Below are 24,371 nucleotides of genomic sequence, written 5' to 3'. Positions count from 1 at the left end.
GCTTCTTTTTCGGTTTACATGTAACTATTTATAAGCATAAAGGGGTGCCTTTTTTGTTACAAGCACTTATTCAGGCTTTTACGAAGGATGCTGATTATGCATCCATTGCAGCAGGTATTTCATCAGGGATGAAGGAACAACTGATATCAGGTTTATCAGGCTCTTCCCGACAGGTACTGATGGCCGCGCTTGCCGAAGATACCGGACGACCGTTAATGGTCATGACGCACAATATGTTTGCCGCTCAAAAAATAGCAGATGACTTACAGGAAGCGCTTTCTCCTGATCAGGTTTTATTGTATCCTGCTAATGAGCTGGTAGCTGCTGAAGCTGCAATATCCAGTCCAGAGACATTGTCCCAACGAATTGATGTATTGATACGCTGCGCCCAGGGTTTTCGTGGGATTGTTGTCGTGCCGTTTTCTGGTGTCCGACGTCTACTGCCAATCCCGGAAACATGGCGTGAGGCTCGTATTGAGCTGAAAGAAGGCGAAACGATTCAGCTGGAAGCGTTTTTGCTACATATGGTCGAGATGGGCTACCAGCGTGTAGAGCGTGTGGAATCACGTGGAGAGATGAGCGTACGCGGAGGAATTATTGATTTTTATCCAATGACAACCCGTTGGGGCTATCGTGTGGAGCTGTTTGACGATGAAATCGATTCGATCCGTAAGTTTGATCCGCAAGATCAGCGTTCGGTGGAAAAGATTCAGGACGTTACCGTAACACCGTGTAAGGAAGTTATTGCGAATAACCAGCGTATGGACCAGGCGGCGGATGCCGCTGCTATTTTGCTGGAGGAGCAGCTGGGCAAAATGACGGATCGTCAAGCTAAGCAGCACCTGAAAGAAGAGATTCATCGTGAAATTGAGTTACTGCGAGAGCATGTGTATTTTGACGAAATCTATAAATATATCTCCCTGCTGTATCCTGAACGTAAAACACTAGCAGACTATATGCCGGAAGATACGATTCTGATTATTGATGAACCGGCACGTATGCTGGAAACAGCCAAGCAACTGGAACGGGATGAGTCAGAATGGAATCTGCATTTGCTTCAAAACGGTAAAACGTTACCGCAGCTAGAACTGTCAGATGACGCGGACAATCTGCTGTACAACCGGAGATTTCAGACGTTGTTCCTGTCGATTTTTCTTCGTCAGGTTCCTCATACCCAGCCACAAAATATTTTGAATTTCATCTGCCGAGGCATGCAGGATTTCCATGGCCAAATGAATGTGCTCAAGGCGGAGATGGATCGTTGGCGCAAAGCCGGCACACAGGTTATGATGCTGGCAAGTGGAGATGAACGTCTGGACCGGATGCGCCGAGTGCTTGAAGATTACGGTATTGATGAACCGACGATGGCTATCGGCAATCTGCAAAGCGGTTTTGAAATGCCATCTATTCATCTGGCGGTCATTACCGAGGGCGAGATGTTTTCCCAGAAGCAGCGGAAAGCTCGTAAGCAGGGCCGGCATGTGGACAATGCAGAACGGATTAAGAGCTATAGCGAGCTGAAGGTGGGCGACTACGTCGTACACCAAAATCACGGGATCGGGAAGTACATGGGGATCGGCACGCTGGAGGTTGGCGGTATCCATAAGGATTACATGCATGTCCTCTACGCGGGTGGAGATAAGCTGTCAGTGCCGATTGAACAAATTGATTTGATTCAGAAATATGTCGGCTCAGAGGACAAGGAACCCAAGATTTATAAACTGGGTGGCAATGAGTGGACACGGGTTAAAAGTAAGGTGCGCAGCTCGGTTCAGGATATTGCGGATGACTTGATCAAGCTATATGCAGAACGACAGTCGGCACCAGGGTTTGCTTTTGAAAAGGATTCACCGGAGCAACAAGAGTTTGAGGATATGTTCCCGTATGATGAGACACGTGACCAGATTCGGGCCATCGAAGAGATTAAGAAGGATATGGAGCAGAGCCGCCCGATGGATCGTTTGCTATGCGGTGATGTAGGTTACGGCAAAACTGAAGTTGCCATTCGTGCTGCTTTTAAGTCTGCTATTGAAGGCAAACAAGTAGCGGTGCTGGTACCGACGACGATTTTGGCACAGCAACACTATGAGACATTCCGTGAACGTTTTTCAGGGTATCCGTTCAATATTCAGGTATTGAGCCGTTTCCGCTCGCGCAAAGAGCAGAATGAGACGATTAAAGGGGTCCGGCAGGGCACGGTCGATATTGTCATTGGTACCCATCGTCTGTTGTCGCAGGATCTGGTGTTTAAGGACCTCGGAATGCTGATTGTCGATGAAGAACAGCGATTTGGCGTAACTCACAAGGAAAAGCTGAAGAAGCTGAAAACGAACGTAGATGTGCTGACGTTAACGGCAACACCTATTCCGCGTACGTTGCATATGTCCATGCTGGGTGTACGTGACTTGTCAGTCATTGAGACGCCACCGGAAAACCGTTTTCCAGTGCAAACCTATGTGGTTGAGCACAGCCAAACTCTAGTTCGTGAGGCCATTGAACGCGAAATGGCACGCGGTGGACAGGTGTACTATCTGTATAATCGCGTGCAGGGTATTCAGGAGATGGCTGCCGAGATCAATGCGCTCGTACCGGAGGCTAAGGTGGGCGTGGGTCACGGACAGATGTCCGAAACCGAACTGGAGAAAACGATTTTGGATTTCCTGGATGGCGAATACGATGTGCTGGTCAGCACCAGCATTATTGAAACCGGCGTGGATATTCCAAATGTGAATACACTCATTGTGCATGATGCCGATAAAATGGGGCTATCTCAGCTTTATCAGTTGCGTGGGCGTGTAGGTCGTTCCAATCGGATTGCCTATGCTTATTTCACGTACCAGCGGGATAAGGTGCTCACGGAGGTGGCGGAGAAGCGCCTTCAGTCGATTAAAGAATTTACGGAGCTCGGCTCCGGGTTCAAGATTGCAATGCGCGATTTGTCCATCCGTGGAGCGGGTAACTTACTTGGCGCTGAGCAGCATGGTTTCATCGCATCCGTCGGTTTTGATCTCTACTCGCAGATGCTGGCTGAGGAAATTAATAAACGTAAAGTCAGCGTACTTGGAGAAGAGGATCAGTCCAATCGGAATTGGAGTACGTCGATTGATTTAGGCGTCGATGCTTACTTGCCAGGAGACTATATTTATGACAGCATCCAGAAGATTGAGATTTATAAAAAGGTTGCAGCGGTCAGCACCTTTGACGAGGCTTCCGAACTGGAGGATGAGCTGGTCGACCGATTTGGTGATCTGCCAGAGGCTGTGCGTCATTTGCTAGCCGTGGCTCGCCTTAAGGTATATGGACGCATGTATGGCATCGAGTCCATGGTGCAACGGGATGACAATATAGTGCTGAAATTCCATGAAGGGCGCCAGCAGGCGGTACAGACCGCCAAACTTGCCGAGATTGGCAATCGCTTTGAAAGACGTGTACAATTTGAACAGGGCACTTCTATGAGCGCACGCATAAAGGGCAAAGGTCTAAATGATCCACAGTTGCTAGAACTGCTGGAACAATTTTTGAGTGCATTGAAAGAAGCATTCACATTGAAGGAGGAACTGCAAAATGCCACAACTAAATAAAAGAAAACCTTGGAGAATGCTCTCCTTGGGAATGGCAGCGCTGCTAGCTATATCCGTGCTGGCAGCATGTACGAAGCAAGCGGATGAGAACAAGGTCAAGGATGAACCGAAGGACAACAGCAAGGTTGTCGTGACCTATAAGGGTGGAACCATTACCGAAAATGAGTTCAACCAAGAAATCAGCATGATGAAATTCCTTTACCCGGAATATGAGGCTGCGTTAGCTTCCGATCAGGTACGGGAGCAAATTGTAAAGCAGGAAGTGGTGTACAAGCTTCTGGCGGCCAAAGCGGACGACAAAGCCAAGGAGCAGGGTGCCAAAGAAGGGAACGAACAGCTGGAGCAGTATAAAAAGTCAGTCGGAGAAGATAAGTTCAAGACATTTCTGAGTGATAAAAAACTGACCGAACAAGGTGTGAAAGATTACTTCACGCGTGTAATGACGGTAATCAACAGCGAAACCAACAAAGTAACAGATGATCAGCTAAAACAGGAATTTGAGAAAAATAAAGATCAATTCACAACAGCAACTGTGCGCCATGTATTGATTAACTTCGAAGATCCTAAAACGAAGAAACAGCGCAAAAAAGAGGATACCCTCAAGCTGGCCAAAGAAGTGAAGGCGAAGCTGGATGGAGGAGCGGATTTTGCGACGATTGCTAAGAAATATTCAGAAGACCCAGGTTCTGCGTCTAACGGAGGTCTGTATGAGAATGCATCCGTAGCGCAATGGGTACCTGCTTTTAAAGAGGCCGCTGAGACTCAGCCGATTAACAAAATCGGTGAGCCAGTGGAAACGGAATACGGATATCACGTGATCAAAGTGGAGTCCCGCAATGAGCCAACGTTTGATAAATTGAAAGACAACGAAAAGGCAGCCCTGAAAAATAAATTGGCCGGGGAAAGTATCCAAAACTTTAGCGAAAATGATTTGGCGAAACTTGATTTGAAAATCAATCTGCCGAAAGTACCAGCTACGCAAGAGAAAAGCGGTGCAACTTCCGGGGCCGGTAGCACAACTACACCGGGCGCAACAACAAACGGTACAGGCAATACCAACGCAGGAACAGCCAAAGATGGAGCTACAAACGAAGGTAAATAACTGAACATGCATAAGGAATTGGGAACAGATGAATACTATGGTCAGATATCACCATAAACACCATGACCGTGACGTTCTTCGTGACCGCTTCTGGGGGAGTGGAAGCGTCTTTCGATACCGTCAGTAGTTTACTAAATTCTTCTTGAGAAAGTGGGGCAACATGTGAAATGAAAGCTACTGGTATAGTTCGCCGTATTGATGACCTTGGGCGGGTAGTTATTCCAAAGGAAATTCGCCGCACCTTGAGAATTCGTGAAGGAGATCCGCTTGAGATTTTTGTGGATCGTGACGGAGAAGTCATTTTGAAAAAGTATTCACCTATTGGTGAACTTGGTGATTTCGCCAAAGAATATGCTGAGTCCCTGTTTGAAAGCACGGGCCATATTACAATGATTACCGATCGGGACACCATTATTACGGTGGCTGGAGGCTCCAAAAAAGATTTTCTGGACAAGCCAATCGGTAGCATTATCGAAGGTAGTATGGATAATCGCAAAACTGTGCTGGAGACAGCCAGCGGCTCTTATGAGCTAACGCGAGACCACGAAGAAACACTCTCGTCCTTTGTGGCGGCTCCCATTGTTTCCGGTGGTGATCCCATTGGTTCCGTTGTATTGTTGAACAAGGACGAAAATGTAAAAATGTCCGAAATGGAAGTCAAAATGGCTGAAACAGCCGCTGGCTTCCTGGGCAAACAAATGGAACAGTAACATCCCGTTTCACCCCTGTATGACGTACAGAATGGCGAAAGCCGTCCTACGTTGTACAGGGTTTTTTTTCTTTCCGGGAGAAGAGGCGGTATAATAGGACTCGTGAAAGATGCATATTTCAGGTGGGAGTGAAGACGGAGAATGCAGGAAAATCGCGCCGCTTCGCGGCTGCTACGGGGTGCTGTCATTTTGACACTGGCAGCGGTAGCGAGCAAGCTGATCGGCACAGTGCAAAAAATCCCGCTGCAGAATATCGGCGGCGACGGCGTGTTTGGCATTTATAATACGGTTTATCCTTTTTATACGCTGTTCATTACCATTGCAGCTGCTGGATTCCCGGCTGCAATATCCAAATTTGTAGCTGAGTTTGAGGCAGTGGGAAACCGGGCAGCGGGGCAACGGGTTGCTCGGGTATCTTCGCTTGTCTTGGGTGTCTTTGGATTGATCCTGGGCGTGCTGATGTATACGTGTGCGCCGCTCATTGGTCAATGGATCGACAATGCTCACGTCATTCCGTCGGTGAGGGCAGCGGCGTTTGCCTTTTTGTTCGTGCCGGTTATGGCGGGACTGAGAGGATATTTTCAAGGTTTACAAAATATGCTTCCGACTGCTGTTTCCCAAGTGACGGAGCAGGCGATACGGGTAAGCGTGATGATTATGCTGCTGCTGCTCATGCTGTCCCAAGGGGCGGGTGCGGATATGATTGCCGCCGGAGCAGTGTTTGGTTCAGCAGCAGGTGGAGCAGCGGGCTTGGTCGTCATGTTGCTATATTGGCGAAATCACAGGAAGAGGCTTAGAAGGCAAGGGACGGTCATGGCGACAGTGCAAGCACAAACTGGAGAGCTACACCCGGCGGAAAGCAACGGTGCCTTGCTAAAGGCGCTGCTGCGTTATGCCTTGCCTGTTTGCCTTGGAGCGCTAGCCGTTCCGTTAATTAGCCTAGTAGACACATTTACCGTACCTCGCTTGTTAAAGCAGGAGGGTTTGGACGATACTGCGGTTATGGTGGCCTTTGGCGTGTATAACCGAGGTCTGCCGCTGGTACAGCTAGTCATGATGTTTGCCACCACCCTGTCGGCATTATTCATTCCATCGCTGGCTGAGGCCCGGGTAACCGGCGGTACGGAGCTGGCACGTCGCCAGTGCGAGCAATCGCTGCGCTGGTTTTGGTTACTGGGACTAGCCGCTGCGACAGGCTTGATCGTGCTGGCTGTGCCCGTCAATGTGATGCTGTATGCGGACGACACTGGCAGCGGGGTCATGCGCTGGATGGCGCTAACCGCCGTAGGCGGCACGCTCAGCATCATCTCGGCTGCGCTGCTGCAAGGGCTTGGCGCGGTTCGCGCGCCGGCTCTGGCGATGCTCGCGGCTGCAGTAGCCAAGGCACTGCTGAACTGGTTGCTCGTGCCGCAGCTAGGCACGGCTGGAGCCGCCATTGCGGGGGCTGTCGCCTATCTGCTGGCGGCGGTGATCAACATCGTGCTGCTGGCTCGATTGGTAGGCCTGCGTGGGAGCTGGTCCGCCAGCGTGCTCAAGCCGGCGGCACTGCTTATCGCCCTGGCTGGTGCGGCCGGGGCGGCGATGTGGGGCACCAGCGCTGTGCTGGGTGCCTTGGGGTGGGCTGCCGGAGGTCGTGCCACGGCAGCCGCGGAGAGCCTGCTGGGCGTAGCCGCAGGCGCCGTAGTGTTCGTGATCGGCCTCGCACGCTTGAGGCTGATCACGGAAGCCGAGCTTGTGGCGGTGCCCAAGCTCGGACGCCCGCTGGCAGCTGTGCTGCGCAGGCTGCGTGTACTGACATAGCCCAGGCATAGGGCTTTTAGGGCACGAAAGCGGCACAGCCATTTTATGAGCCTATACAACTTTGTGGTATAGTAAATGCCAAAGCAAAGGAAGCGGAAGCGGGTTAGGCCGTGTATTTTTTCGAGCATGAACCTTGTTTCTGCGAAACGGAGGATTGAATATGAGCGTAACATTAACGGTCGTAGGTTTGGGCTCGGGAGACCCGGATCAGCTTACGATAGGGATATTGAACAAAATGCGGGGCGCTTCAGCGCTCTATCTGCGGACCAAGGAGCATCCTGCGGTTCAAGTGCTGAATGAGTTTGAAGTGGCTTTTGAGTCGTTTGACAACGTATATGAGACAAAGGAGTCCTTTCCAGAGGTATACGAGGAAATTACCAGCCAATTAATTACGACGGCTGCTAAGGCGGCAGACGGAAGCGAAATCGTCTATGCGGTTCCCGGTCACCCGATGGTGGCAGAAGCAGCGGTGCAGTTGCTTAAGGAGCGTTGTCCTGCGCAAGGAATTGAACTGAACATTCTGGGCGGCGAAAGTTTCCTGGATGAAGCTTTTGTGCGTCTTGGTTTTGATCCGATTGAGGGTTTCCAGCTGTTGGACGCAGGTACACTGGATGCCAGCTGGCTCCAGCCTCAGCTGCATACGCTGATCGGACAGGTGTATGATACCTTCACGGCATCTGATGTGAAGCTGTGCCTGATGGAGCGGTATCCTGACGATTATGAGGTGTATGTCGGTCACGCTCTTGGGGTGGAAGGTGAGGAGGCGGTGCACAAGGTGCCGCTGTACGAGCTGGATCGAGTAGAGGGCTACGGGAACCTATCCTTGGTATACATACCTCGCAGTGAAGATGAGGCGCTGAAACGGCGTTCTTTTGACCGTCTACACGAGATTGTCGATATTTTACGCAGCCCGGAGGGCTGTCCATGGGATCGTGAACAGACACATCAGTCGATTCGCAAAAATCTGATCGAAGAAACGTATGAAGTCATCGAAACGATAGATGAGGACGACCCTGAGCATATGAAGGAAGAACTGGGTGATCTGTTGTTGCAAATTTTGCTGCATGCCCAAATGGAAGAGGAAGTCGGAACCTTCAATGTGTATGATGTAATTCAGGGGTTGAATGATAAGCTTATTTTCCGTCATCCACATGTATTTGGTGACAATCAAGCGAATGATGCGCAAGAGGCGCTGCAAAACTGGGAGCAGATGAAGGCTGAGGAAAAACGGCTTAAAGGCACGACGGCAGCATACCCTTCCGTACTGGATGGGGTTCCACGTGATCTGCCTGCTCTTATGAAATCGTACAAGCTCCAGAAGAAAGCAGCTAAAGTAGGCTTTAACTGGGATAGCATTGAGGGCGTATTTGATAAATTAGACGAAGAAGTGGCTGAGTTGAAGGAAGCGGTTCGTGAAGGGCATGCCGTGGAAGCCCAGTTGCTGGAGTTAGGCGATGTGTTATTTGTTGCCGTGAATGCAGCCCGGTTCATGGGAGTAGATCCAGAAGAGGCATTGTCCGCCACCAATCGCAAATTTGTCGACCGTTTCCAGTATATTGAGCAGAAATTACGCGAGCAGGGGCGTCGTCCCGAAGAAAGCAGCGTAGATGAAATGGAGACTTACTGGCAGGAAGCGAAAAAGCTCCTTGGCAAAGCGTGATTCCACACATTCGCTTTTGGCTGCACAGACCAGTAAAATGAGACATATGCAGGGTTGAAAGAAGGCTCAGTTTGAGGAGACTTGCCAATGGACAGAGTTTTGTAGTAGGATGTTGGCTTAACTGGGGTCGAATAAAAAAACGCCTGTTATTGCAGGATTTTTACGGACAAGCCAGAATAACTTGTAGTAATTCTGAAAATAACTGTAGCTTATAGTTAAGCGTGTTACAGTGACATTCAGGAGGGCTTCGGCCACAGTTGGACCTCACGTCTGCTCCATGAATGGACATGCAGCGTGATGATTATTTTTTGACATTTGGGAGGCTTTTATCTTATGAACAAGACAGATCTGATCAACAATATTTCCAGCAAAAGCGGTTTGAGCAAACGTGACGTTGAAGCTGTATTGAATGGCGTTCTTGGTGAAATTACAGATGCACTTGCTAGCGGTGACAAAGTGCAACTGATCGGCTTTGGTACTTTCGAAACACGCAAGCGTTCCAGCCGTACGGGCCGCAATCCACAAACCGGTAACACGATTGAAATTCCAGAATCGACCGTTCCTGCTTTTAAAGCCGGTAATAAGCTTAAAGAAGCCGTTAACTAATGCGTCTTGATAAATTCTTGAAAGTCTCGCGGCTGATTAAGCGGCGTACGGTAGCCAAGGACGTCTCCGAGCAAGGGAGAGTGCTGGTGAACGGACGCGAAGCCAAGCCGAGCAGTGCGGTCAAAGTAGGCGATGAAATTACCGTCCAGTTTGGCCAGAAGCTGGTGACCGTGCGAGTGGAACGGCTCGCCGACACTACACGCAAGGACGAGGCTGCAAGTATGTACACTTTGGTAAAGGAAGAGCCTATTGCCAGGGACAATGGTTTGAACTGGTAAGCAGACATCTGATTTTCTCATAACCGTACATGAAAGCATTCCTTCATTATTTTATGAAGGAGTGCTTTTTTTCTTTAGATGACGAGTTTTCGTCCATCATATGCTGATTAACAGCAAAAGCGGTTCTAAATCATACGGCCCCCTTCATAAGCTAAGAACAGAAGGAGGGGTACATGCCATGATTGAACAAGGGAAGTCCAAGCACCATGATCTGCGCATGCAAAGCCGCAAGCAACTCGATATTTCAGGCGTCAGCAATGTGGAGAGCTTTGACAGTGAAGAATTTTTGCTTCAGACCGAGCTGGGCCATCTCACCATTCGCGGACAACATTTACATATCAAAAACCTCAGTCTAGAAGAGGGGCTGTTGTCCATTGAAGGTCTGATTACTTCCCTCGTCTACCTGGAGCCCGGGGCCCCGGCCAAAAACGGAAAAAGCCTATTCGGCAAGATCTTCAAATGAACCCTTACACGCAATGGCTGACGTTGACGTGGATGCTGTTGTCGGGCATAGCCATGGGAGTGGTGTTTGACAGCTACCGGGTGCTGTCCATCCGCTTTCATTTTGCCCGCTGGAGCGTTCATATGTTGGACGTGCTGTACTGGGTGGCCTCGGCTTTGTTTATTTTCCGTGTGCTATACGCGAGTAATCGCGGTGAGCTGCGGTTTTATGTCTTTTTAGGACTACTTTTGGGGGTTTGGCTCTATTTTTGGGCCTTTAGTGTTACAACCCAACGTTTTGTGGTAATGTTATTAGAGATAGTTCGCAGACTGACGTTGATCGTGAACAGCATACTGCGCATCCTGATTGTTCTTCCGGTGTTAGCGCTGTATCGGCTGTTACGCAAGCTGGTCGGATGGACATGGGCACTAATTGTGTTCCTGGGAAGGATGCTGATATACATCCTGATGCCGGTTTGGAAGCCGATCCTATGGCTGATCGGTCCGCTTAAAGCGCGCTGGAAGACTCTAGAGTTGCTCGTAAAGCTAGGTATCAGACTGAAAAACACAGCGAAAAGATGGTTTGGAAGGAGGTAGTATCATGCGTAATTCGTCTGTAGATCGCCATTCATCTTCTACGTCCAAGTCCAACGCGGGCGGGCGCAGGCGAATCATGATTTGGTTGCTATCGCTTGCCGCCTTTGGTAGTTGGGCAATTTTTACCTTTTTTTCTCAAGGCATGATTATGGCCGATCGAAGTGAACAGCTCACCCAGAAGGAAAAACAGAAGCAAGCTGCTACACAAACGGAACAACAGCTTCAAACCGAAGTGAATCGTCTCAAGGACCCTGAGTACATTGGCGAGATTGCCAGAAGCAAGTACGGTCTTTACAAACCGGAAGAGACGCCAATCATCGGAGATCAGAAATAGGAACATTATCGGGCCAATGCTTAGTTGACCTTGGTTCCGCCATTTTGTATAATCAAATCACCACAGCGGGATTTTTTTGCAAAAAAATCGGTTGTATATTTTAAGGGAGGATCATTTTATTCTATGGCAATTGAAGTGGGCACCAAGTTAGAGGGCAAAGTGACAGGCATCACGCATTTTGGAGCATTTGTGGATTTGTCTGGAGGTGTCACGGGTCTCGTTCACATCTCGGAAATCGCCGATAACTATGTTAAGGATGTTAACGACCACCTGAAGATTAATGATGTTGTGACGGTGAAAGTCATTAATGTTGACAAAGATGGCAAAATCGGGCTTTCCATTAAGCAAACGATTGACAAGCCGGCAAGTGAAGCCCGTCCCCCAAGAGCTCCAAGACCGGAGCGTACAGGAGGACCAGGCGGAGGCGACCGTTTCGGCGGTGGAGGTTCAGGTCCAAGTCAAGGACGCGGTGGTGGTGGCGGTGGTTTTAACCGCGATCGTGGAGGCCGTTCTTTCAAGCCTGCACCGGGTAAACCTTCATTTGAGGATAAAATGTCACGCTTCCTGAAAGATAGTGAGGAACGCATTTCGTCGCTGAAAAAGAACACCGAAGGTAAACGCGGAGGACGCGGCGCGAAGCGTGTTTAATTCACTTTGACAACCGTATCAATCATACACGGAAAACCGTACAGTCGAGAGACTGCTACGGTTTTTTTTGCGTTCTACCGACAACAGATGCGATAAGCAGCGGCTGTGGGCGCTGAATCCAGTGGTTAGTCGTACGGGCATTTATGAGATTCGCAATTTTGATGAAGAAGAAAAGAGCTTCGATGCTGGAAAGCAGATGTTTTTTTTGTCGTGAGGACATAATCGTCCGACAAACTCCAACGGTTTTCCGTCTATCTTCTGTGCAAATCGCTAGTTTGGACATCAGGATGAACGACATCGAGAGGTCATATAAGGAGTAGCGGGGCGTTTCTTCCATCGGCTTCCATACGGGCGTAGCTTGATGTTCAGAGTGATGCTCTGTCCTTTCGCGCAGAACGTTTTTTTGTCGGAAATTTCTTGGAATAAGACGTGAGGTTCTGACAAACTTTCTCAGTCGTTCCGGTTTAAGATGAGAACATCAAATTGATGAATGGGGTGCCTGACGCATGATGGAGAAATGGAACGTGGTACATTTTCCGGGGTTAAAATCTAGAAAGTCCAAATCCAAAGAGCGTACGGAAGGTTGGTCTTCCAGACTCAAGAAACGGCTGGATTCACATAAAGTGGTGCAATGGGTAACGGCGCAAAGATGGATGCTGCTATTGTCAGCTATGGGAGTTCTACTGGGACGCGCCACTATTTTGGACGAGCTTTCTCCGTTTGCCCTCGCTTATTTTGCAGTCATAACATTTCTTCGGCGTGATCTGATGCTGCCTGTAGCTGTATCCGTTGTGTTAGGCAGCCTGTTAGCTCCTTACCCATCGTTATTTATGATTGGTGGCGAGCTACTGGTATTTTATCTCCTGTATCGCGGACTACGAACCTTCGACCGTCTGGAATTATCCTATGCCCCGCTTATGGTTTTCTTGTCGGTGTTTATGGTCAATTTATTTAACGCCGTGATGGCTCCAACTTTTACATGGTATGAACTTATCATTGTGGGAACGGATGCGGTTCTCAGCTTTATGCTTACGCTGGTGTTCACGCAGGCCATACCGTTGTTTACGTACCGCAAGAAGACAAGCCAGCTCAAAAATGAGGAAATTTTATGTCTTATTATTTTATTAGCCTCTGTGATGACGGGAGCAGTAGGCTGGACTGTTCATTCATTGTCTGTCGATCACGTGCTGTCGCGATATTTGGTCTTGGTGTTTGCTTTAGTGGGAGGTGCTTCGCTGGGTGCATCGGTCGGTGTAATTACCGGTTTAATTTTAAGCTTGGCCAATATGTCTGCAATTGTGCAGATGAGTTTACTCGCTTTTGCAGGTTTGCTGGCAGGGATGCTGCGTGAAGGGAAAAAGGGTGCTGTTGCGCTTGGGATGCTGCTAGGCTCCTCAATTCTGACAATCTATTTGGACGGGACCGGAGACGTCTTGACATCAACTTGGGAGAGCTGTGCGGCAATTCTATTATTCTTAATAACCCCAAAAAGTTTCTTTAAAGCGGTTTCTACCTATGTTCCCGGTACGCAGGACCACGCCAAATCTCAGCATGAATATGCCAAAAGGGTCCGCGATCTCACCGCAGAGCGGGTAACGAAGTTTTCCCGTGTATTCAGTCAGCTATCCCGCAGCTTTCACCAGATATCTGCGAGTGAGGGCGCAAAAACGGACGGAGAAATCGAACACTTTATGAATGCGGTGGCAGAAGGGACATGTGCCTCCTGCTTCAAGTGTGAGCAGTGCTGGGACGGCAAGTTTATGCAAACCCATCAGTATATGACGGAAATGATGAGCGCTATTGAGGATAATCCGGATTTGGAGCAGGAGCAGATCCCCCCGCAATGGAGCAAGGCATGTGCTAAAACGAGCGCTGTCCTGCAAGTGATGAAGCAGCAGTATAGCCTCTACCAACATAATATGCAGTGGAAGCGCCAAGTATACGATAGTCGTCAGCTTGTTGCTGACCAGCTATCGGGTGTATCACAAATTATGGAGGATTTAGCGCGAGAAATTCAGCGGGAAGGACAGACCATGCATCGGCAGGAGGAGCAAATACGAGAGGCTCTTGATAGACTGGGCTTGTCCATCCAATCCATCGAGATTATTAACCTGGATGCAGGTCAGGTAGAAATTGAGATTGTCCATGCCTATACAAGGGGATTTGATGAATGTCGGAAAATCATTGCTCCACTTCTGTCGGACATACTGGACGAGCATATAGCTGTGATGCGCGAAACGGAGGCAGATCGCCGCCAAGGCTTGGCTACAGTCATGTTCGGCTCCGCTAAAACGTATGAGATTGCTACAGGGGTAGCTAGTGCCGCCAAAGGAGGCGATTTTTTCTCAGGAGACAGTTACAGCATGATGGAGCTAGGGAACGGGACTTTTGCAGTCTCATTAAGTGATGGTATGGGGAACGGAGAGCGCGCGCAGCAAGAAAGCAGTGCAGCACTTAACATTTTGGAGGAATTACTGCAATCGGGTATGGACGAAAAGTTGGCGATCAAGTCGGTTAACTCTGTCCTGATGCTGCGATCACCTGAAGAAATGTATGCTACGGTCGATATGGCGCTGATTGATCAGTACACAGCCCAGACAACTTTTATGAAGATTGGGTCTACGCCGAGTTTTATTAAAAGAGGGGAGGAGGTCATCCCTGTATCTGCCAGCAACTTGCCGATTGGCATTATACAGGATATTGAAATTGACTTGGTATCACTGCAGCTCCAGCCGGGCGATATTCTCATTATGATTACAGACGGTATATACGACTCACCGGGTTACGCGGTTAATAAGGAAATATGGATGAAACGCATGATTCAGGAAATTGAAAGCGAAGATCCTCAGCAGTTGGCCGACTGTTTGCTAGAACGGGTTATTCGATACCAACAAAATCAAATCTATGATGATATGACTGTAGTTGTTAGTAAAATCGACCACTTCCGCCCAGAGTGGGCAACTCTCCATGTACCTGGCATGAGGTGGTTGGAATGTCCACGGACGGTGAGCTAAGCCGACATTGCCCGGGAAATTCCTTACCCATTTTTAAAAATCCGCATCCTTCGTTTGAATCGTTCCGGATTAGGCAAAGATAGAATCTATCGGGATAGATTAAGAGGAAGCGGAGGTCAAAAAACGATGAAGCAAATTTTGATCATTACAGACGGATGCTCAAATGTAGGTGTTAGTCCAGTCATGGCGGCTGCCCAGGCTTTACGGGAAGGTATTACAGTGAACGTCGCCGGAGTCATAGATTATGGAACTATTGGCGAGCTTGGCAGTGCGGAGATTCAAGAAATTGCTAAAGCAGGGGGAGGATTTAGCCAAATCGTAGGGACGAAGCAGTTGGCGCAGACCATGCAGATGATGACGCGCAAGACGGTGGTTCAAACCATTCAGCAGGCGGTTAATAGAGAGTTAACGCACATTCTGGGTGAGGGTGGCGCCAAACATATCGGTGAACTTCCTCCGGCCAAACGAGCCCAAGTGGTTGAGGTGATGGATGAACTGACAGAAACAAGCACCCTGGAGATTGCTTTGCTCATTGATGCAAGTGCGAGCATGAAGCCCAAGCTGCCTGCTGTAGAGGACAGCATCCGCGATTTGCTGCTCAGTTTACAGTCCAGAAGCGGACACAGCCGTATATCTGTATTTCATTTTCCGGGCGGCAAAATGGGAGAAGACGCAGTCATGGATATCGGTTGGACCTCTGAGCTTAACCAGATCAAATCGATATTTGGACGCTTGCGGATGAAAGGGACAACACCGACAGGTCCTGCCATTTTACAAGTGATTGATTATTACCGATATGTTACACTAGGAGAACAGAAAGATCTGGAAGAATCCTATGGCAAAGGAGAAGGGATGCTCGGTGACTACGTCGTCTGATCCCGTTCTTGCACCCGGAACGGTCATCAAGGGCAAGTGGAAGCGGAGCAGCTATGTCATCCAGCGCTTGCTGGGCCGGGGAGCGAACGGAACTGTATATTTGGTAAAAGAAGCACAGGCCGATCGGCAATTTGCTCTGAAAATGGGGAAGAACACGCTTGATCTGCAATCGGAGATTAATGTGCTGACCACATTGCAGTCTCAGGGCACTCAGGCCGCCCTTCAGCGAAATGGAAATCCTTCCTTTTTGTTTGAGGTGGATGATGTAGTGTTACGCAGCGGAGAAATCCCCTTTTATGTTATGCGATATGTTAAGGGTGATCCGCTTCATCGTTTTGTGGCAGCCAAAGGGCCGGAATGGTATGGTGTGGCTGGAACCGGTATACTGAATCGTCTGGCGGATCTCCATCAGGCAGGATGGGTGTTTGGCGACCTGAAGCCGCAGAATATTTTGGTCAATGCCTATGGAGAGGCTGAATTAATTGACTACGGTGGGGTGTCTCTTGCTGGTCGGAGTGTTAAACAATTCACAGAGTGGTATGATAGGGGATTCTGGAATGCTGGCAGCCGAAATGCTGATTCCCAGTATGACCTGTTTGCCTTCGCTCTTCTAACGATTCATATATTGGAGAGCGAATCATTAAAGACCGCTGCGAGTAGGCTGCCACAGCTGCGGAATACGGCAGAATTGACGGTCATTATTCGCCGTAGCCGTATATTACGCCCCTATGCCGAATGGCTACTGGGTGCAGTGCGTGGAGAATATTCCGATACTCGTGTAGCGGCCCGATCTTGGTCACGTTTGGCTTCCGCACATGTCAGGCAATCGTCGGTCAAAAAAGGGAACCCACGCTGGCTGGGATATGCTTTCACGGTATCGCTTTTGCTGCTTGCCGGAGCGCTCTGGATTGCGTTAAGGTAGCAGCAGACTTACATAAGATAACAGATGATCATCATTTTTACGGTCGGGAGAAAAGAGGGTCGTGAATGGGAACAACAAAACCGACCGGTGTTGTACAGGAAGTGCTCGCCTTGGCGCGAGATCATTCACTGTGGAGCCCCGGAGACCGCATTGTGGTTGCTGTATCCGGTGGGCCGGATTCGGTGGCCCTTTTGCACATTTTACATGAAATATCCGTTATACATATGCCTTTACAACTCGTCTGCGCTCACGTTCATCATGGCTTCAGACCAGAGGAATCGGATGCGGAGGCTGAAGAGGTACGCAATATTGCCCGAAAGCTCGAACTTCCATTTGAAATGACTCGGGTGGATGTACCCGCTTATATGAAGGAGAGCGGGAAGGGGCCACAGGAAGCAGCCCGCGAGCTGCGCTACAGTTTTTTACATGATATGGCTACAAAGTGGGAAGCACAGCATATTGCAATGGCTCACCACGGCGACGATCAAGCCGAAACGGTTCTCTTGCACTTGCTGCGTGGTAGCGGCCCAGCAGGTTTGGCAGGTATGCGTTTGGCGCGCAGGGAAAAAAATGTGCAACTCATTCGCCCGCTGCTACGTATGTACAAGGCTGACCTGATTGAGTTTTGTAACTTTTATGATCTTTCCTATGTGATAGACAGCACTAATTTATCATCCAAATACCGTCGTAACGCCATTCGCATGGATGTGCTTCCTTTTTTGGGGCAATATAATGAGCGACTGACACCGTCCCTAAACCGGCTGGCCGAAACGATGGCTGACGAAAATGACTTTATGGAGGCATCCACGCTGTCGGCATACGAGAAAATGGTGCGCTTGGATAATGGCAGGTACATGTTTCCCATCGCTTCATACCGTAAGCTATCCGTTGCTTTACAACGGAGGTTGATTAAACTAATATTAAATTATCTGCCTTCGGACAGTGAAAATTTTGATTTTCGTAAAATTGAGAACGTTCGACTAAGACTTCTCCAAGAGGCATCGTCTACATGGAGTTTGGACTTGGGAGGCGGTGCGGTTGGAGTCCGCGAATATGACCAGGCGGTTTTGTTTGACCGTACGCAAGTCGTTATGGGCGAATGGTGCTATGGACTAAGTGTATTGCCTTTTTCCGGTGAGCTAGAGTTGCCTGAGGCAGGTGGTATACTTCGGTGGCGAAGGGCTTCCTATTCGGATGCGGACCATCCGGCGAATAAGGAGGAAGCGTGGTTCGACGCAGATCAATTGAGTCTGCCTTTGACTGTACGCTCGCGATTACCTGGAGATACCATGTATGTAATGGGATTAAACGGAAGAAAAAAGGTTAAAGATATTTTTATTGATGAAAAAATACCTCCTTCAATGCGTTCCGTTACTCCCATCGTCTGCGACCATGCTGGAGCTATTCTCTGGATTCCGGGCGTACGACGTTCTGTACATGCCGCAGTGCAAAAGCACACGTCTTCGGTTATATATATGTCATGGCAAAGACGAGAGAGTCCGGGGCACCGGTAATTGCGCAGGAACGGCTTTCATAGTATAAACTTAGGAGGTTTACACCGTTGCAAAATGATATTCAGGAAATATTGATCAGCGAAGAAGAAATTCAGAGTAAAATTAAGGAATTGGGTGCACAGCTAAGCGTGAAATATGAAGGTAAAAATCCATTGGTGATTTGCGTACTGAAAGGTGCGTTTATCTTTATGGCTGATTTGGTTAAAACCATTACAGTGCCGTTGGAGCTTGATTTCATGGCTGTATCAAGTTATGGAGCATCCACAAAATCCTCAGGTATCATCAAAATCATTAAGGATTTGGACACATCTGTAGAAGGACGCGACGTTCTGATTGTCGAAGATATTATCGACAGCGGCCTGACGCTGACGCATTTGATTGAATTGCTTAAAAACCGTAATGCCAATTCGGTATGTGTCGTAACCTTGTTCGATAAGCCTGCACGCCGGACAGTTAATCTTGAAGCAGATTATACTGGATTTACGCTTCCAGATGCGTTTGTTGTCGGCTACGGTCTGGACTATGCCGAGCACTACCGGAACCTCCCATACATAGGGATTTTAAAGCCGGAAATCTACACCAGCTAATCTCAGCCTCCAGTCCTAGGACTAAATAAGGCCCTTTGTTGAGAAGGACTTACAGGCTATGGTAAAATAACTTAAGTGTCTCGAGAGGAGGTAGGGGATGAATCGGTTCATCCGGAATTCTGGTTTTTATTTGATTCTTTTTTTAGTTGTGGTGGGTATCGTTCAGTTTGTTAGCAACAGTAACGAAGCCTCCGATCTCCCTAGATATGACCAATTACGGCAAGAGGTTAAAGCTAATAACATCTCTAAAGTAACGGTCCAATTTGACGGTTACGCCTATCTTGTAACCGGTGCATATAAGAAGCAGCCGGCTAATGCTAAATCGACCAATTTTTCCGTATATGTTCCACCAACGGATCAAGCACTAAGTGAACTGGTGAATGCCAGCGAAACGAACGGGTTTGAATACGTGCAGAAGAAAATGGAAGGCGAAAGCATTTGGCTGACGTTTTTGACTTCTATCATTCCTTTGGTGATCATGTTCCTGTTGTTCTTCTTCCTGTTTAATCAGGCACAGGGCGGTGGCGGCAAAGTTATGAACTTCGGCAAGAGCAAAGCCCGTCTGTATAACGAAGAGAAGAAGAAGGTTACGTTCGAGGACGTGGCAGGGGCTGACGAAGAGAAGCAAGAGCTTGTCGAAGTTGTAGAATTCTTGAAGGACCCACGCAAGTTTGCAGCTGTGGGCGCTCGTATTCCAAAAGGTGTCCTGTTAGTGGGCCCTCCAGGTACGGGTAAAACACTCTTGGCGAGAGCTGTTGCAGGCGAGGCTGGAGTACCGTTTTTCAGCATCTCGGGTTCTGATTTTGTAGAAATGTTCGTCGGGGTCGGTGCTTCCCGTGTTCGTGATTTGTTCGAGAACGCGAAGAAGAACGCACCTTGTATCATTTTCATTGATGAGATTGATGCCGTTGGACGTCAACGTGGCGCCGGATTGGGTGGCGGACATGATGAACGTGAGCAGACGCTCAACCAATTGCTCGTAGAGATGGATGGATTCGGCGCAAACGAAGGTATCATCATCGTAGCGGCTACAAACCGTCCGGATATCTTAGACCCGGCGTTGCTTCGTCCAGGACGTTTTGACCGTCAAATTACGGTTGACCGTCCAGATGTTAAAGGCCGTGAAGCAGTATTGTATGTACATGCTCGCAACAAGCCATTAACGAAGGATGTCAAACTGGACGTAATTGCGAAACGTACAACAGGCTTTACGGGCGCTGATTTGGAAAATCTGTTGAACGAAGCTGCCTTGTTGGCGGCTCGTCGAAACCGCAGAGATATTTCGATGCGAGAAGTAGATGAAGCTATCGACCGTGTTATCGTAGGTACCGAAAAACGCAGCCGCGTAATCAGTGACCGCGAAAAACGAATTGTTGCTTATCATGAAGCAGGCCATACGATTATTGGTTTCTTCTTGGAAAATGCGGATATGGTTCATAAGGTAACGATTATCCCACGTGGACGTGCAGGCGGATATGTCATCATGCTTCCGAAGGAAGACCGCATGCTGACAACCAAGCAGGAATTGCTGGACAAAATCACTGGATTGTTGGGTGGACGCGTATCCGAGGAACTGTTCATTGGTGAGATCGGAACGGGAGCCTATAGCGACTTCCAGCAAGCGACAAGCATTGCACGCAGCATGATCGTAGAATATGGTATGAGTGAGAAGCTTGGTCCGATGCAGTTCGGTACTTCACAAGGCCAAGTATTCCTTGGACGCGATATCGGTCATGAGCAGAACTACAGTGATCAGATCGCTTATCAGATTGACCAGGAGATGAATCGCTTCATCACTGAGTCTTATGAGCGTGCTAGAGAACTCCTGACCAAATATTCCAAAGAGGTTCATTTGATTGCTCAAACCTTGCTGGTAGAAGAAACTCTGGAACTTGAACAAATCAAACGTTTGATCGAGACAGGTTCTTTGGATGGTGGCACAACGGAGGGAGAAGGAACACCAGAAAATGGTGAGCCTGTGATCGACAACATTGGAGACGTCCGTGTACGTATTCAAGGTAAGGATGACGAGCCTAAGAATACAACGGATCAACCGAATGATATCCCTAATCTGAAAAAGCCAGAGGATGATAACAATTCGGGCAACTCCGGTGGTACTCCACCGACAACACCCTAATCATCCGATGGATAGTTGAATAAGCGTATAGGTAAGCTCCGGGGAACCAGGTATTATTGGTTTTCCGGAGTTTTTTAAATGGAAGATTATTGCTAATGTGATTTGACAGACATCGGAACGTTGTGTACATTTATTGTTAAATAAACGGCTGTCGTCTTCTTAGCGTATAAAAGCCAACAGTCGCTGCAATCGACTCTCTATCATTTTGAACATATACGTGAGCGCATACTGTAGAACCTATGGTGTGCGCTATTCTTCTGTGAAATCAGGTGAAGGCATGATTCCAAGATATCTAGTTGATTTTGATGTAGCGGACTTGACCCGATTGGAGGCCGACGTGTTAATTATCGGCTCGGGCATTGCGGGCTTATATACGGCGATTAAGGCTGCGGAGAATCGGAAAGTGTTGCTGATTACCAAGAAGACTTTGATGGAAAGCAACACGCGTTATGCTCAAGGCGGCATTGCTGCTGTCACATCGGACGAGGATACACCAGCCTATCATATGGAAGATACTCTGATTGCTGGAGCAGGTCTGTGTGAATCTGAGGCGGTCAGTACGCTTGTCCATGAAGGTCCAGTTGGTATTCAAGAGTTAATACGTATGGGAACGGCTTTTGATCGTGTGGATGGTGAACTAGCGTTGACACGGGAAGGAGCGCATAGTCACCGGCGTATTTTGCATGCGAATGGAGATGCTACCGGTTATGAAATTGTGCGTGCCTTATCAGACCAGGTTGCTGCCCATCCCGGTATCGAAGTGTGGGAAGAATGCATAGTAATTGATCTGCTGACGGAGCATGGTGAGTGTATTGGAGCCCTCGTCCAAAAGCCAGGTGGGGAAAGGTCGTATATCACTGCTAATGCAACGATTTTGTGCTCAGGAGGTAGCGGGCAATTATACCGTTATACGACCAACCCGGATATTGCAACCGGGGATGGTATCGCTATGGCATATCGTGCGGGGGCGATTGTACGGGATATGGAATTCATACAGTTTCATCCTACGGCGTTGTGCCATCCGGGCGCTCCAAGGTTTCTAATTTCCGAAGCTGTACGGGGAGAAGGAGCCGTGTTACGCAATATTCACGGAGAACGCTTCATGGACAAGTATGATTCCCGACAGGAGCTTGCACCCAGAGATATCGTAGCTCGTGCTATCATTCATGAGATGGAACGCACCCAAGCTGCGTTTGTATACCTGGATATTACACACGAGCCGCCTGAGCGGGTGAAGCAACGTTTTCCAACGATTTATCGGACATGTCTGTCATTTGGTTTGGATATGACGACAGACTGGATCCCCATTGCGCCTGCTGCCCATTATATGATGGGTGGTGTTCAGACCAATTTATACGGGGAAAGCTCCATTGCGCGTTTGTTCGCCTGCGGGGAGACCTCTTCTACAGGTGTTCACGGAGCTAATCGACTGGCGAGCAATTCGTTATCTGAAGCTATTGTATTCGCCAGCAGGATTATTGAGCGACTGCATTCATTGCCACCGCTAGTCGGCCATACGTTGATATCTTATAGCGATAACCGTACAGAGTTCCCGGCTTCATCCGTCGCGGAGCAGCGGCATAGGCTGAAAGCAGCAATGGTTCGTTATGCTGGAGTTCGTCGGCACGGCGAAGGGCTACAAGCAGCATTAGATGAGTTGCAAGGGCTAATGCCTATTTTTGAGGCTGTGATCGCTAGCCGTGAAGAGATCGAATTTGCCAATTTGCTCACCTGTGCTTTATTAGTAACAGATGGTGCGCTACTACGTGAGGAGAGCCGGGGAGCGCATTATCGCGAGGATTTTCCTGAGACAGATGATAGCGTCTGGCGAAAGCATGTTCAGCAGCGACGTGAGCAAGGGATAACGGAGGAGTACGTTCATGACATCTAACAGCGAGCTTTATGGAGAGTTTAGTGGATATCAGGAAGAACTGACGGCACAAATTCGCAGCTGGCTGCGAGAAGATACGGGCTCTGGCGATGTGACCACGCGCTGGACAATTGAGCAGGGCCACCAATCCAAGGCTGTCATTCATGCCAAGGAGAGCGGCGTGGTTGCGGGGTTACCCGTGGCTGCCCTTGTATTTCAGGTAGTGGACCCTTCCTTGTCGTTCACTCCGCTGGTAGTCGATGGACAGTGGATTGAAAAGGGGAGCGTTTTGGCAGAAGTAACGGGGAGTACCCATGCAATCCTGACCGGGGAGCGATTGGCGTTAAATCTGCTCCAACGGATGTCTGGTATTGCCACACGGACTCGGGCTTTTATAGATCAATTGCATGGTCTGTCCACTCGCTTGGTGGATACACGTAAAACAACACCGGGACATCGACTGCTGGAGAAGTATGCTGTTCGTGTAGGCGGTGGCTCGAATCATCGTTTTGGCCTGTACGATGCTGTTATGATTAAGGATAATCATATTAAGGGCGCAGGTGGGATTGAACAAGCTGTGAGTCGAGCGCGCGCTAATATACCGCATACGATGACGATTGAAGTAGAGACGGAAAACATGAAACAAGTTCAGGAAGCCCTGGAAGCTGGGGCGGATATCATTATGCTGGATAACATGTCTGCCCCAGATATGAAGGAAGCCGTTCGGTTCATTCGGGAACGGGCACCATATGTCAAAACAGAAGCCTCGGGCAATGTATCGCTGGATACAGTGCGTGAGATGGCTGAGAGTGGCGTAGATGTGATTTCTGTAGGCAGGCTGACATACTCTTTTCATAACCTGGATATCAGCCTTGACCTTAACGCAAAGAAAGATAGGTGACACCCATTGATTCTTGTAGTGGATGTAGGTAATACCAATATTGTTCTGGGGATATACGAAGGGCGGGAGCTGTTGCACCATTACCGGATCAGTACCTCCAGACAGGCAACCGCAGATGAATACGGCGTACTCATACATAATCTTTTTAGTATGGGTGGCGTATTAAAGGATGACATCCAGGGAGTGATTATTTCCTCTGTCGTTCCGCCATTGGTCCGTGTATTAGAAGAAATGTGCGATAAATACATAGGCAAAACGCCGTTAATCGTCGGGCCGGGAATCAAGACCGGTCTTAACCTGCGTTATGAGAATCCTCGTGAAGTAGGTGCGGATCGGATCGTGAACGCTGTTGCGGCTGTCGAACGGTTCGGCGGGCCGCTGGTTGTGGTGGACTTTGGAACAGCGACGACGTTTGATTGTATTGACGATAAGGGAAACTACTTGGGCGGTGTCATTGTGCCGGGGATCGGGATTTCGACGGAGGCACTGTATCAACGGGCTTCCAAGCTGCCCCGCATTGAGTTGGAGAAACCCAAAAAGGTTATTGGTCGTAATACGGTTCATGCCATGCAAGCTGGGATTATCTTCGGTTATGCTGGGCAAGTGGATGGCATTGTGAGGCGCATTAAGGAAGAAATGCAGGTGGAACCTACGGTTATTGCTACCGGAGGTCTTGCAGAGCTGATCGCATCAGAGACAGAGAGCATTCAGAAAGTGTTGCCGATGTTGACGCTCGAAGGATTACGCATCATTTACCAACGTAACGCTGAATAAAAAAAGTGGATATAAGTTG

21 protein-coding genes are annotated in these 24,371 nt (G+C 48.8%); all 21 read left to right on the top strand.

Going from position 1 to position 24,371, the window contains the following annotated elements; translation table 11 throughout:
- Window positions 1-53 precede the first annotated feature (53 nt).
- The 21 genes from mfd (at window position 54) to WA407_RS24205 (ending at window position 24,352) form a co-directional block, all read left to right on the top strand.
- Window positions 54-3,581 carry a transcription-repair coupling factor gene (gene mfd / locus WA407_RS24305; RefSeq protein ID WP_235306843.1) on the top strand — a complete coding sequence of 1,176 codons (3,528 nt, stop codon included), beginning with the start codon at window positions 54-56 and terminating at the stop codon, window positions 3,579-3,581.
- Window positions 3,565-4,683, top strand: coding sequence for a peptidylprolyl isomerase (locus tag WA407_RS24300; RefSeq protein ID WP_235306844.1), 1,119 nt, complete (start codon window positions 3,565-3,567; stop codon window positions 4,681-4,683). Before mfd ends, WA407_RS24300 begins: the two co-directional genes overlap by 17 nt.
- 167 nt (window positions 4,684-4,850) lie before the next feature.
- Window positions 4,851-5,393, top strand: a complete 543-nt coding sequence (gene spoVT, locus WA407_RS24295) for a stage V sporulation protein T (protein ID WP_061831843.1) — start codon at window positions 4,851-4,853, stop codon at window positions 5,391-5,393.
- Between the two features lie 141 nt (window positions 5,394-5,534).
- A complete protein-coding gene (locus WA407_RS24290; RefSeq protein WP_336078590.1) occupies window positions 5,535-7,193 on the top strand; it encodes a putative polysaccharide biosynthesis protein in 1,659 nt (552 codons plus the stop codon).
- Window positions 7,194-7,353: 160 nt separating this feature from the next.
- Window positions 7,354-8,853 (top strand): nucleoside triphosphate pyrophosphohydrolase, encoded by a 1,500-nt coding sequence (mazG, locus tag WA407_RS24285; RefSeq protein WP_336078589.1) that lies wholly within the window; start codon window positions 7,354-7,356, stop codon window positions 8,851-8,853.
- 333 nt (window positions 8,854-9,186) lie between these two features.
- The gene (locus WA407_RS24280) at window positions 9,187-9,459 is read left to right on the top strand and encodes an HU family DNA-binding protein (RefSeq protein ID WP_007428028.1); all 273 of its coding nucleotides are present in this window, start codon (window positions 9,187-9,189) and stop codon (window positions 9,457-9,459) included.
- Entirely contained in the window at window positions 9,459-9,737 is a 279-nt protein-coding gene (locus WA407_RS24275) for an RNA-binding S4 domain-containing protein (protein ID WP_016818913.1), read from the top strand. The genes WA407_RS24280 and WA407_RS24275 overlap by 1 nt, the downstream gene beginning before the upstream one ends.
- Before the next feature lie 178 nt (window positions 9,738-9,915).
- Window positions 9,916-10,200 (top strand): sporulation protein YabP, encoded by a 285-nt coding sequence (gene yabP / locus WA407_RS24270; protein WP_025721693.1) that lies wholly within the window; start codon window positions 9,916-9,918, stop codon window positions 10,198-10,200.
- On the top strand, window positions 10,197-10,775 hold the full coding sequence (yabQ, locus tag WA407_RS24265; RefSeq protein WP_336078588.1) for a spore cortex biosynthesis protein YabQ: 579 nt from the start codon (window positions 10,197-10,199) through the stop codon (window positions 10,773-10,775). The genes yabP and yabQ overlap by 4 nt, the downstream gene beginning before the upstream one ends.
- A 4-nt stretch (window positions 10,776-10,779) precedes the next feature.
- The gene (locus tag WA407_RS24260) at window positions 10,780-11,109 is read left to right on the top strand and encodes an FtsB family cell division protein (RefSeq protein ID WP_013308137.1); all 330 of its coding nucleotides are present in this window, start codon (window positions 10,780-10,782) and stop codon (window positions 11,107-11,109) included.
- A 123-nt stretch (window positions 11,110-11,232) separates the two neighbouring features.
- Window positions 11,233-11,757: a S1 domain-containing RNA-binding protein gene (locus tag WA407_RS24255; RefSeq protein ID WP_014279051.1), complete on the top strand. Its 525-nt coding sequence runs from the start codon at window positions 11,233-11,235 to the stop codon at window positions 11,755-11,757.
- Window positions 11,758-11,824: 67 nt separating this feature from the next.
- A complete protein-coding gene (locus WA407_RS24250) occupies window positions 11,825-11,971 on the top strand; it encodes a hypothetical protein (RefSeq protein WP_336078587.1) in 147 nt (48 codons plus the stop codon).
- Window positions 11,972-12,263: 292 nt separating this feature from the next.
- Complete coding sequence (spoIIE, locus tag WA407_RS24245; RefSeq protein ID WP_336078586.1) at window positions 12,264-14,771, top strand: stage II sporulation protein E; 2,508 nt, start codon at window positions 12,264-12,266, stop codon at window positions 14,769-14,771.
- Window positions 14,772-14,897: 126 nt separating this feature from the next.
- On the top strand, window positions 14,898-15,647 hold the full coding sequence (locus WA407_RS24240) for a hypothetical protein (RefSeq protein ID WP_336078585.1): 750 nt from the start codon (window positions 14,898-14,900) through the stop codon (window positions 15,645-15,647).
- On the top strand, window positions 15,631-16,569 hold the full coding sequence (locus tag WA407_RS24235; RefSeq protein ID WP_336078596.1) for a protein kinase domain-containing protein: 939 nt from the start codon (window positions 15,631-15,633) through the stop codon (window positions 16,567-16,569). The genes WA407_RS24240 and WA407_RS24235 overlap by 17 nt, the downstream gene beginning before the upstream one ends.
- A gap of 65 nt (window positions 16,570-16,634) precedes the next feature.
- Window positions 16,635-18,083 carry a tRNA lysidine(34) synthetase TilS gene (gene tilS, locus WA407_RS24230; protein WP_336078584.1) on the top strand — a complete coding sequence of 483 codons (1,449 nt, stop codon included), beginning with the start codon at window positions 16,635-16,637 and terminating at the stop codon, window positions 18,081-18,083.
- Window positions 18,084-18,130: 47 nt separating this feature from the next.
- Window positions 18,131-18,670 (top strand): hypoxanthine phosphoribosyltransferase, encoded by a 540-nt coding sequence (gene hpt, locus WA407_RS24225; protein WP_336078583.1) that lies wholly within the window; start codon window positions 18,131-18,133, stop codon window positions 18,668-18,670.
- 97 nt (window positions 18,671-18,767) lie between these two features.
- On the top strand, window positions 18,768-20,807 hold the full coding sequence (gene ftsH / locus WA407_RS24220; RefSeq protein ID WP_061831246.1) for an ATP-dependent zinc metalloprotease FtsH: 2,040 nt from the start codon (window positions 18,768-18,770) through the stop codon (window positions 20,805-20,807).
- Between the two features lie 277 nt (window positions 20,808-21,084).
- Window positions 21,085-22,698: an L-aspartate oxidase gene (gene nadB / locus WA407_RS24215; protein WP_336078582.1), complete on the top strand. Its 1,614-nt coding sequence runs from the start codon at window positions 21,085-21,087 to the stop codon at window positions 22,696-22,698.
- Entirely contained in the window at window positions 22,688-23,578 is an 891-nt protein-coding gene (gene nadC / locus WA407_RS24210) for a carboxylating nicotinate-nucleotide diphosphorylase (RefSeq protein WP_250267112.1), read from the top strand. Before nadB ends, nadC begins: the two co-directional genes overlap by 11 nt.
- Before the next feature lie 6 nt (window positions 23,579-23,584).
- Window positions 23,585-24,352, top strand: a complete 768-nt coding sequence (locus WA407_RS24205) for a type III pantothenate kinase (RefSeq protein ID WP_013368697.1) — start codon at window positions 23,585-23,587, stop codon at window positions 24,350-24,352.
- Window positions 24,353-24,371 lie beyond the last annotated feature (19 nt).

Source organism: Paenibacillus sp. 203, assembly GCF_037027525.1.
Taxonomy (GTDB): Bacteria; Bacillota; Bacilli; order Paenibacillales; family Paenibacillaceae; genus Paenibacillus; species Paenibacillus polymyxa_B.
Note: the sequence above shows the minus strand (reverse complement) of the source record. Positions and strands in the feature narration are given on the sequence as shown.